The organism is Streptomyces sp. NPDC058685 (assembly GCF_042714725.1).
Classification (GTDB): Bacteria; Actinomycetota; Actinomycetes; order Streptomycetales; family Streptomycetaceae; genus Streptomyces.
Map to the genome: position 1 here is coordinate 1 of NZ_JBHXSL010000102.1, position 9554 is coordinate 9554.

General features: G+C 70.7%; 9 protein-coding genes. 6 read left to right on the forward strand and 3 right to left on the reverse strand.

Features of this window, described 5'->3' with window-relative positions; all coding sequences use genetic code 11:
- Window positions 1-35 precede the first annotated feature (35 nt).
- The gene (locus ACFWU3_RS36085; RefSeq protein WP_384445804.1) at window positions 36-335 is read right to left on the reverse strand and encodes a chorismate mutase; all 300 of its coding nucleotides are present in this window, start codon (window positions 333-335) and stop codon (window positions 36-38) included.
- 503 nt (window positions 336-838) lie between these two features.
- Between ACFWU3_RS36085 and ACFWU3_RS36090 the strand changes: the two genes are divergently transcribed.
- Complete coding sequence (locus tag ACFWU3_RS36090; protein ID WP_384445806.1) at window positions 839-1546, forward strand: LmbU family transcriptional regulator; 708 nt, start codon at window positions 839-841, stop codon at window positions 1544-1546.
- An 89-nt stretch (window positions 1547-1635) separates the two neighbouring features.
- Here the strand turns inward: ACFWU3_RS36090 and ACFWU3_RS36095 are convergent, their stop codons facing one another.
- Window positions 1636-2331: an FMN-binding negative transcriptional regulator gene (locus ACFWU3_RS36095; protein WP_384445808.1), complete on the reverse strand. Its 696-nt coding sequence runs from the start codon at window positions 2329-2331 to the stop codon at window positions 1636-1638.
- 350 nt (window positions 2332-2681) lie between these two features.
- On the opposite strand from ACFWU3_RS36095, the gene ACFWU3_RS36100 reads away from it, so the two are divergent.
- Window positions 2682-4019: a lysine N(6)-hydroxylase/L-ornithine N(5)-oxygenase family protein gene (locus ACFWU3_RS36100; RefSeq protein WP_384445810.1), complete on the forward strand. Its 1338-nt coding sequence runs from the start codon at window positions 2682-2684 to the stop codon at window positions 4017-4019.
- Between the two features lie 90 nt (window positions 4020-4109).
- On the opposite strand, the gene ACFWU3_RS36105 is transcribed toward ACFWU3_RS36100, so the two are convergent.
- Window positions 4110-4322 (reverse strand): MbtH family protein, encoded by a 213-nt coding sequence (locus ACFWU3_RS36105; protein WP_327685987.1) that lies wholly within the window; start codon window positions 4320-4322, stop codon window positions 4110-4112.
- Window positions 4323-4883: 561 nt separating this feature from the next.
- Here ACFWU3_RS36105 and argJ point away from each other — a divergent pair.
- The 4 genes from argJ to argC all read left to right on the forward strand — a co-directional run bounded on the left by argJ (window position 4884) and on the right by argC (window position 9275).
- Complete coding sequence (gene argJ / locus ACFWU3_RS36110; RefSeq protein ID WP_384445813.1) at window positions 4884-6035, forward strand: bifunctional glutamate N-acetyltransferase/amino-acid acetyltransferase ArgJ; 1152 nt, start codon at window positions 4884-4886, stop codon at window positions 6033-6035.
- Window positions 6032-6934, forward strand: coding sequence for an acetylglutamate kinase (gene argB / locus ACFWU3_RS36115; protein ID WP_384445814.1), 903 nt, complete (start codon window positions 6032-6034; stop codon window positions 6932-6934). The genes argJ and argB overlap by 4 nt, the downstream gene beginning before the upstream one ends.
- Window positions 6931-8172 carry an acetylornithine transaminase gene (locus ACFWU3_RS36120; protein WP_384445816.1) on the forward strand — a complete coding sequence of 414 codons (1242 nt, stop codon included), beginning with the start codon at window positions 6931-6933 and terminating at the stop codon, window positions 8170-8172. The genes argB and ACFWU3_RS36120 overlap by 4 nt, the downstream gene beginning before the upstream one ends.
- 74 nt (window positions 8173-8246) lie before the next feature.
- Entirely contained in the window at window positions 8247-9275 is a 1029-nt protein-coding gene (gene argC / locus ACFWU3_RS36125) for an N-acetyl-gamma-glutamyl-phosphate reductase (RefSeq protein ID WP_384445818.1), read from the forward strand.
- Window positions 9276-9554: the final 279 nt, after the last annotated feature.

Sequence of the window (9554 nt, forward strand, 5' to 3'; positions counted from 1 at the left end):
ATGCGGCCGGGCCCCAGCGCGTTGCCTGCGGCGGATCAGATACGGCCCCGCCCCAGTTCCAGCAGCGTCATCGCCAGCGTGGTGCCGGGCTTGCCCAGGGCCTCGTTGTAACGGGACAGGATCTGTGTCTCGCGCGAGAGGTTCACCCGGCGGCCGCCCGACGCGATCCGCGCCTCCTGGATCATGGCCGAGTAGGCGATCCGCTCACGGATGAGCCCGATGATGCGGTTGTCGAGCGCGTCGATCCGCTCGCGCGCGCCGCCGATGAGCGATGCGGCCTGCTCGGTGCGGGCTCCGGTCTGCTCGGTGGACGCCTGCGCATGGGTGATGGTCATCTTCGGCCTCTTCTCGATGGCGGGGGAGTGGCACTCGCACACCCGCCCCGCAGGGGCCGGCACGGTGCCCGACGGTCTGCCGCACGCACCCGGCGGATGCCCGCGGCGCCGGCGAGTGCGGCGAACCGTCACCGACGAGAAAACCCCTCCACCCGCAACACGTGCGCAACACGGCGCCCGCACCGCCGTGTTGCGCCCCCCTTGCGCGGCACGGTGTTCGATTCCTTACGACAGTGAGGGATGCCCCCGCGCGCGAGCATCGCGCCCGGCGGGGGCCGCCCCAGCCAGCCGGCCGGTGGCCGCCAGCACGTGGGAGGTTTTGTGGTCGAGGCGAACGGGGGGAGTGGTCGACGGGTGCGGACAGGACAGCCGGGCACCGCACGACGCGACGGTGAACGGCACCGCGCCGCATCCGACCACCGCTGCCGCACCCCTGAACAACCCCGCCCGTCCGGGAACGGACGGCGACGCCCGCACGCGTTCACGTTCCATCAGGAGGCACGATGACCACCCCCAGCACCCCGGGCCTCGACGGCGCGAACGTCGCCCCGTTCCGCCGCCGGCCCCAGGCGCTGCCCCCGCAGCGCCGCAGCGGCGAGGAGCCGCGCCGTGGCCAGGTCCTCACCACCAAGGTGGCCCTTCAGATACCGGCCGTCATGACCTACGAGGACTGGGAGCAGGCAGGCCGCCAGCTCTCGGGCATCGTCGACTCCTCCTCCTGGTGGCTCGGTGACTGGCTGGTCTACGGCAAGGACCACTACACCGACCGCTACCAGCGCGGCATCCGCGCCGCCGGGCTGCAGTACCAGACCCTGCGCAACTACGCCTGGGTGGCCCGCCGGTTCCCCACCGGCCGGCGCCGGGCCGCCCTGACGTTCCAGCACCACGCCGAGATCGCGTCCCTGCCCGTCGACGAGCAGGAGATGTGGCTCGACCGCGCCGAGCAGAACACCTGGACCACCAAACAGCTCCGCGCCGCCCTGCGCATCGCCCGCGGTGGTGACCAGCCCCACAGCGTGCAGCCGCTCGAGACGACCCGGCGTCTCGCTCTGCCCGGCAGCCGCATGCAGTGGTGGCACAAGGCGGCCGAACAGTCCGGACTGGGCCTGGAGCAGTGGGTCCTGCAAACCCTCGACAGCGCCGCGGGGCGCGCCCTGGAGGAACCCGAGGACCGGGGCCGGCTGGCCCGGGAAGCCGGCCTCAGCGCCTGACCCTCCTCACCCGGCCGCAGGGCCCGCCCCCGTCACCGGGTGCGGGCCCTGCCGCTATCTCCGCCTCCTGCCGCGGCGGCAGGACCGGCTCAGGTCCGTGCACACGGCAGCTCGCTCATCAGCTGCGCCGTCGCCCGGTGCCGGCCGCACTCCCGGTCCGCGAACGAGCGCTGCACCCGCTCCCGCACCTCACTCGCCTGCTCCTGGCTGAGCTTGAACATGCCGTCGGCGCGCACCACCCGGACCCGGAACGCGCCCACCGCGGGCGCCAGTTTGTGGAAGTAGCCGATCGACTCCGACATGTCCCACCCGTTGCCGAAGTCGCCCTCGAAGGCCCGCACGGTGGACTGCACCACCTCGAGCGTCTCCTCCCGTGACTCCAGCTTCTCCATCACACCGTGCACATGCACCGAGGTGAAGTTCCACGTCGGTGCCGCCGGCGTCGTCCCGTACACGGTCGGCGAGACATAGGCGTGCGGACCGGTGAACACCAGCAGCACCGGAGTTCCCGTGCCGAGCGCCGCCCAGTGGGGATTCGCCCGGTTCATATGGCCCAGCAGCGTCGTACCCGACAGGTCCTCCGGCCATTCTCCGCCCGTCTCCGGATTCGGAATGACCGGCAGATGCGTCGCGAACGGCGCACCGGGGGAATCCCCGTCGGCCACGCCGTTGCTCGTCATCAACGCCATCGGATTGTTGCGGATCACATCGGTCATCCACGACCGGTGCGGTTCTCGGTATTGACGGGGAACGAACATCTGACATCCACCCTTTCGGTGATTCATCGCGGATTCATTGCGAGGAGGGGTCAAGTCACCGACGCTACCGGTGCATTGAGCGCACCTGTCAATTGAATCCGCGACCCGGACACCGATGTACTGTCGACAGGACACAAGAGCCTGGCGCGAAGGCCGGAACTCTTGCACACCGTGTCCGGCCGCTCTACGTTGGATTCACGGTGTTCTCCAGCCCCATCGCGAACTCCCGGATCCACCGGTTGAGATTCCGAGACCACCGAACCGTGAACTCGACGACAGTCGACTCCTTTCCTGATCAGGGGCCTTGTGGGTACAACAATCGACCCGCCGGGAAACGGCGGGGCCCTGTCACAGCTACACAAGCGGGAGAATTCTCTATGAGTACTCGTGCACACGAGGTATACGACGTGGTCGGCATCGGTTTCGGCCCGTCGAATCTGTCGCTCGCCATATCCCTGGACGAGCATCGGGAGAATGTGCCGGCCCGCCCGGCAACCGCCGTGTTCTTCGAGCGGCAGCCCTCGTTCGGCTGGCACCGCAACATGCTGCTGCCGTCGGCGACCATGCAGATCTCGTTCCTGAAGGACCTGGCCACCTTCCGCAATCCGGTGTCCCGCTTCGGCTACGTGTCGTATCTGCACGAGTCGGGCCGGCTGGCCCGGTTCGTGAACAACATGGACTTCTTCCCGACCCGGCTGGAGTTCCACCAGTACCTGGAGTGGGCGGCCGCCAACTTCACCGACCGTGTCCACTACGGCCACGACGTCACCTCGGTGCGCCTCGCGCCGGACGGCGCGGACGGCCGGCCCGACCACCTCGTGGTCGAAGCCCGCGACACCACCACCGGCGCCGTGCGCCAGGTCCTCGCCCGCAATGTCGCCATCTCCACCGGACTCGTCCCGCGCATGCCCGAGGGCATGGAACGCGACGAACGCGTCTGGCACAGCTCGGAGTTCCTGGAGAAGTACCGGCGCATGAATCCCGGCGACCTCACCAGCGTCGCCGTCGTCGGCGCCGGCCAGAGCGCGGCCGAGATCACCCGCTTCCTCTACGACAGCCTGCCGCACGCCCAGGTGTCGGCGATCTTCCCGTCGTACGGATACTCCATCGCGGACGACACCCCGTTCGCGAACCAGATATTCGACCCGGCCGCCGTCGACGACTACTACTACGGCACCGACCAGGCACGGGAGTCGTTCTGGCGCTACCACAAGAACACCAACTACTCCGTCGTCGACGCCGACGTCATCCGCGACCTGTACCGGCGCTCCTACGCCGAGGACGTCGACGGCACCCAGCGCCTGCACTTCCTCAACATGACCCGGGTCAGGGAGGTCAAGCGGGCCGGCGACGAGACTCGCGTCCTGCTCGACACCCTGCTGGACGGCCACACCCAGGAACTCGACGTCGACGCGATCGTCTTCGCCACCGGCTACGACTCCATGGAACCCAGCCGCCTCCTGGGCGACCTCGACCGCTACTGCCTGCGGGATGCGGCCAGCCGCCACCGCGTCGAACGCGACAACCGTCTTCTCGCCCCCGAACTGCCCTTCGGCATCTACGTCCAGGGCGGCACCGAGCACACCCACGGACTGTCCTCCGCGCTGCTGTCGAACATCGCCGTGCGCAGCGGCGAGATCGCCGACTCCGTCCTCGCCACGCGCCCCGCCCCGGAGCCCGCGGCCCGCCCCGAGCACGCCGCGGTCGCACGATGAGGGGCCGCAGACACACGAACGGCCCGCCAGCAGCGCTGACGAGCCGTTCGCCGGTCCTGTGGCCGAAGCCGGGCCGCCGCGGGCAGCCCCTTACCCGGCCATCGCCTCCCGCAGGCTCCTGGGCCGCAGATCGGTCCAGTTCTGCTCGATGAACTCCAGGCACTGCGCGTGACCGTCCTCACCGAACACCACCCGCCAGCCGGCGGGAACATCGATGAACGACGGCCACAGGGAATGCTGTTCCTCCTCGTTCACGAGAACAAAGAACCGGCCGTCCGCGTCGTCGAACAGATTGCTGCTCATCGTCCACTCCAATTCAAGCCGTTCACGAGCGGCTTCCCGGTGGAAGCCGCCCCATGATCCGAGCACGCTGCGGGATGGACAGTCTCACCAGCCCGCATTCCAAGGGTATTTCGGCCTGTCGGAGCCTTGGTTGAGATACCGTGGACTCCTCCAGGGCCGGTCGGTCCGTCCATCCTTGTCACCGGTCCGCCGGAGGTCGAAGGGCATCTGTTCCCCGGACCGGACCCGCCCGCTGTCCTGCGGACAGGACGGCCGGCACCGAAGGACCAGAATGGCACGACGTGTGCCTCCGGTCGCTTGACGGACGGTCGAGTTCCGGCTGAGGGCGGCCGCAACACCGCCCGCAGACAGCGGATGAGAGAAATACGGAAAACCTCATCGGGCGGGCAGAGGGAACAGTTCGCCCGGTATATGGCAGACCGCGCCGAGAGGCCCCCGGCTCCCCCTCTTCTGGGAATGGCCACCGCGTATCCGACGTGGCCGGCAACCCCCGTTCCTTTCCGGGGGAGCCGCTCTCGCCCCCCAAGTCACGGACATCTTTTCCACCATAGGAGATTCGCCATGAGTGTCACGGCAGCGCAGGGCTTCTCGGCCGCAGGCGTCGCAGCCGGAATCAAACAGAGCGGCAACCCGGACCTGGCCCTGGTGGTCAACAACGGTCCGCGCAGAGCCGCCGCGGGCGTCTTCACGTCCAACCGGGTGCAGGCCGCGCCCGTCCAGTGGAGCAAACCGGTACTCAGCCGCGGGGTGGTGAGCGCCGTCGTCCTCAACTCCGGCGGTGCCAACGCCTGCACCGGCCCCGAAGGCCTCGACGACACCCACGCCACCGCCGCGCACACCGCCCGCGTCCTCGGTCACCGCGCCGACGAGATCGCGGTCGCCTCCACCGGTCTCATCGGTGTGAGACTGCCGATGGACCAGCTGCTGCCCGGCATCGAGGCGGCCGCTGCCGCCCTCGCCGCCGACGGCGGCGAACAAGCCGCCGTCGCCATCAAGACCACCGACACCGTGCACAAGACGGCGGTGTTCGAAGGGGAGGGCTGGAGCGTCGGCGGGATGGCGAAGGGCGCGGGCATGCTCGCGCCGGGGCTCGCCACCATGCTCGTGGTCCTGACCACCGACGCCGACCTCGACAGTCCCGCCCTCGACGCGGCGCTGCGGGAGGCGACCCGGCTCACCTTCGACCGGATCGACTCCGACGGCTGCATGTCCACCAATGACACCGTGCTGCTGCTCGCCTCCGGCGCCTCCACCGTCGTGCCCGCGGCCGGCGCGTTCGCCGACGCGGTCCGTACGGTCTGCGACGACCTCGCCCGTCAGCTCATCGGCGACGCGGAGGGTGCCTCGAAGGACATCCGTATCGAGGTCGTGGGCGCCGCCACCGAGGACGACGCGGTAGAGGTGGCCCGCACCATCGCCCGCAACAACCTCCTCAAGTGCGCGCTGCATGGGGAGGACCCCAACTGGGGCCGTGTACTCGCGGCGATCGGCACCACCCGCGCCGCGTTCGATCCGGACCGCCTGAACGTCGCCTTCAACGGCGTGTGGGTCTGCAAAGACGGCGCCATCGGCGTCGACCGCGCGGCAGTCGACCTGCGGGGCCGCGAGGTCCGCATCACCGCCGACCTCGCCGCCGGCCCGGCCTCGGCCGTCGTCTGGGCCAACGACCTGACCGCCGAGTACGTCCACGAGAACAGCGCGTACGCATCATGAAGACCATCCAGCACCCCGCCCTCGCCAAGGCCGAGTCCGTCCTGGAGATGCTGCCGTGGCTCATTCGCCACCGCGGCCAGATCGCCGTCATCAAGTTCGGCGGCAACGCCATGGTCGACGACGAGCTCAAGGCCGCCTTCGCCCATGACATCGTCTTTCTCCACCACGCCGGCCTCAAGCCCGTCGTCGTCCACGGCGGCGGTCCGCAGATCAGCGCCGAACTCGACCGCCGCGGCCTGGTCAGCGAGTTCCGGGCCGGTCTGCGGGTCACCACTCCCGAGGCGATGAACGTCGTGCGCATGGTGCTCGCCGGTCAGGTCCAGCGTGAACTCGTCGGACTGCTGAACCAGCACGGCCCGCTCGCCGTCGGTCTCACCGGCGAGGACGCCCACACCATCACCGCCTCCCGGCACTGGCCCGAGATCGACGGCGAGCTGGTCGACATCGGCCGCGTCGGCGAGATCACCGGCGTCGACACCGGCGCCGTCCAGGCCCTCCTCGCCGACGGCCGCATCCCGGTCATCTCCTCGATCGCCCACTCCCAGGACGACGGACATGTCTACAACGTCAATGCTGATACGGCGGCTGCGGCACTCGCTGCGTCGCTGGGTGCCCAGACCCTGATGGTCCTCACCGACGTCGCAGGCCTCTACGCCGACTGGCCCGACAGCCGCGACGTCATCGGCCAACTCACCGCCGGCCAACTGGAGAAGATGCTGCCCGGCCTGGCCGGCGGCATGGTGCCCAAGATGGCCGGCTGCCTGCACGCCGTTCGCAACGGCGTCAGCGACGCCCGCGTCATCGACGGCCGCGTCCAGCACGCGGTGCTGCTGGAGATGTTCACCGACGAGAGCTTCGGCACGGTCGTCGTGCCCGACGACGAGGGGACGACCCCATGAGCGAGCCCGGCAATACGGAGCTCATCCAGCGCTGGCAGACATCGCTGATGGGCAACTACGGAACCCCGCGCCTGGCGCTCGTCCGCGGCGAGGGCACCGCCGTGTGGGACGCGGACGGGAAGAAGTACCTCGACTTCGTCGGCGGCATCGCCGTCAACGCGCTGGGCCACGCGCACCCGGCCGTCGTCGGCGCCGTCCGCGACCAGATCGGCCGCCTCGGCCACGTCTCCAACCTGTTCATCGCCCGTGAGCCCGTCCTGCTCGCCGAACGACTCCTCGCCCTGACCGGACGCGAAGGCAGGGTCTTCTTCTGCAACTCCGGCGCCGAAGCCAACGAAGCCGCCGTCAAGATCGGCCGCCTGACGGGTCGTCCGCACACGGTCGCCGCCGCCGGCGGCTTCCACGGCCGCACCCTGGGCGCCCTGTCGGTGACCGGCCAGCCTGCCAAACGTGCCCCCTTCGGTCCTTATCCCGACGTCACCTTCGTCCCCTACGGCGACACCGACGCCCTCCGCGAGGCCGTCACCCAGGAGACCGCCCTGCTGGTCATCGAACCGATCCAGGGTGAGGGCGGCGTTGTCGTTCCCCCACCCGGCTATCTGGCCGCCGCCCGCGACATCACCCGTGCCACCGGCACACTGCTCGTCCTCGACGAGGTCCAGACCGGCATCGGGCGCACCGGCCACTGGTTCGAACACCAGGCCCACCAGGGCGTCGAACCCGACATCGTCACCCTCGCCAAGGGCCTCGGCGGTGGACTGCCCATCGGCGCCACCCTCGCCTTCGGACCGGCGGCCGACCTGCTGGGCCCCGGCTCGCACGGCACGACCTTCGGCGGCAACCCGGTCGCCTGCGCCGCCGCCCTCGCCGTCCTGGACACCATCGCCGGCGACCACCTCCTGCCGCACGTCGCACGACAGGGCGAGGCACTGCGCCGCGGCATCGAAGACCTCGAACATCCCCTGGTCGCCGGCGTCCGCGGAGCGGGACTGCTGCGCGCGATCGTGCTCACCGAGCCGCTCGCGGCGGCGGTGCAGCAGGCGGCCGAGTCCGCGGGCCTACTGGTGAACGCCGTGGCCCCGCAGGTGATCCGCCTCGCCCCGCCGCTGACCGTCACCGACCAGGAGATCGCCGCGTTTCTGCACGCCCTGCCCGGGGTTCTGGACGAGGTCCACGCCCCGTGGCAGCAGTCGACCGGGGCCGCCGCGGCGGGCGCCGGGCAGCTCGCCCACCGGTGAGAGCCGTGCACAGCACTACGCAAGGTGGCCGTCGCGGACGGGCACAACACCAGTCCCGCAACGGGGGAGTAGCCATGACCGTACGAGCAGCAGTGGCCGGAGCGAGCGGATACGCCGGGGGAGAGGTGCTGCGTCTGCTCCTGGCGCACCCCGAGGTCGAGATCGGTGCCCTGACCGGCAACGCCAGTGCCGGGCAGGACCTGGGAGCGCTGCAGCCGCATCTGCCGCCGCTCGCCGGCCGCGTCCTGGAGGAGACCAGCGCCCGGGTACTGGCGGGACACGACGTGGTCTTCCTGGCCCTGCCGCACGGCCAGTCCGCCGCCATCGCCCGGCAGTTGGATCCCGGCGTCCTGGTGATCGACATGGGTGCCGACTTCCGGCTGGACAGCGCCGCCGACTGGGAGGCGTTCTACGGCACGCCGCATGCCGGGACCTGGCCCTACGGGCTGCCCGAACTCCCCGGCGCCCGCGCCGCGCTGGCCGGCACCCGGCGCGTGGCGGTCCCCGGCTGCTATCCCACCGCTGTCTCCCTCGCCCTGTTCCCGGCCTATGTCGGACGGCTCGCCGAGCCCGACGCGGTGATCGTCGCCGCGTCCGGGACCTCCGGGGCGGGCCGGGCCGCCAAGGCGCACCTGCTGGGCTCCGAGGTGATGGGCTCCATGAGCCCGTACGGCGTCGGCGGCGGCCACCGCCACACCCCGGAGATGTCCCAGAACCTCAGCGCCGCGGCGGGTGAGAAGGTCACCGTCTCCTTCACCCCCACCCTGGCGCCGATGCCCCGCGGCATCCTGGCCACCTGCTCGGTGCGGGCCAAGGCGGGCGTGACGCACGAGACCGTACGGGCCGCCTACGAGAAGGCGTACGCGGACGAGCCGTTCGTGCACCTGCTGCCGGAGGGGCAGTGGCCGGCGACCGCGGCCGTGTACGGCTCCAACACCGTTCAGGTGCAGGTCGCCTACGACGAGAACGCGCATCGGATCACCACGGTCAGCGCCATCGACAACCTCACCAAGGGCACCGCGGGGGGTGCGGTGCAGTCGATGAACATCGCCCTCGGCCTGCCCGAGGACACCGGTCTGCCCCTCACCGGAGTGGCGCCCTGACCACCGCCCTCTGCGGGCGCTCCACGACTTCCGAGCCTCCAAGGTGCGCCGGCGCGGGGCACCTTGGCCCCAATGCCGCCGCAGGCGGACCTCCAGAACGCGCCGTCACCCTCGGCGCAGCACCAGGGCGCCCGGCCACGAACCGGGCTTCGCAGGACGGCACCCCACCCACGGCGTGCCGCACGTGGCAGGCCGGCACCCGGATCGCACCACGGACCGGGGCCGCCGCCACCGCCGCAGCAGCCGTCGCCGGGCCGGCCCGCAGGACCGGGCCCGGCG

Excerpts from the sequence above, each read along its gene's own strand:
- ACFWU3_RS36085 (WP_384445804.1), bottom strand. The coding sequence starts at position 335 with ATGACCATCACCCATGCGCAGGCGTCCACCGAGCAGACCGGAGCCCGC.
- ACFWU3_RS36090 (WP_384445806.1), top strand. The coding sequence starts at position 839 with ATGACCACCCCCAGCACCCCGGGCCTCGACGGCGCGAACGTCGCCCCG.
- ACFWU3_RS36095 (WP_384445808.1), bottom strand. The coding sequence starts at position 2,331 with ATGAATCACCGAAAGGGTGGATGTCAGATGTTCGTTCCCCGTCAATAC.
- ACFWU3_RS36100 (WP_384445810.1), top strand. The coding sequence starts at position 2,682 with ATGAGTACTCGTGCACACGAGGTATACGACGTGGTCGGCATCGGTTTC.
- ACFWU3_RS36105 (WP_327685987.1), bottom strand. The coding sequence starts at position 4,322 with ATGAGCAGCAATCTGTTCGACGACGCGGACGGCCGGTTCTTTGTTCTC.
- argJ (WP_384445813.1), top strand. The coding sequence starts at position 4,884 with ATGAGTGTCACGGCAGCGCAGGGCTTCTCGGCCGCAGGCGTCGCAGCC.
- argB (WP_384445814.1), top strand. The coding sequence starts at position 6,032 with ATGAAGACCATCCAGCACCCCGCCCTCGCCAAGGCCGAGTCCGTCCTG.
- ACFWU3_RS36120 (WP_384445816.1), top strand. The coding sequence starts at position 6,931 with ATGAGCGAGCCCGGCAATACGGAGCTCATCCAGCGCTGGCAGACATCG.
- argC (WP_384445818.1), top strand. The coding sequence starts at position 8,247 with ATGACCGTACGAGCAGCAGTGGCCGGAGCGAGCGGATACGCCGGGGGA.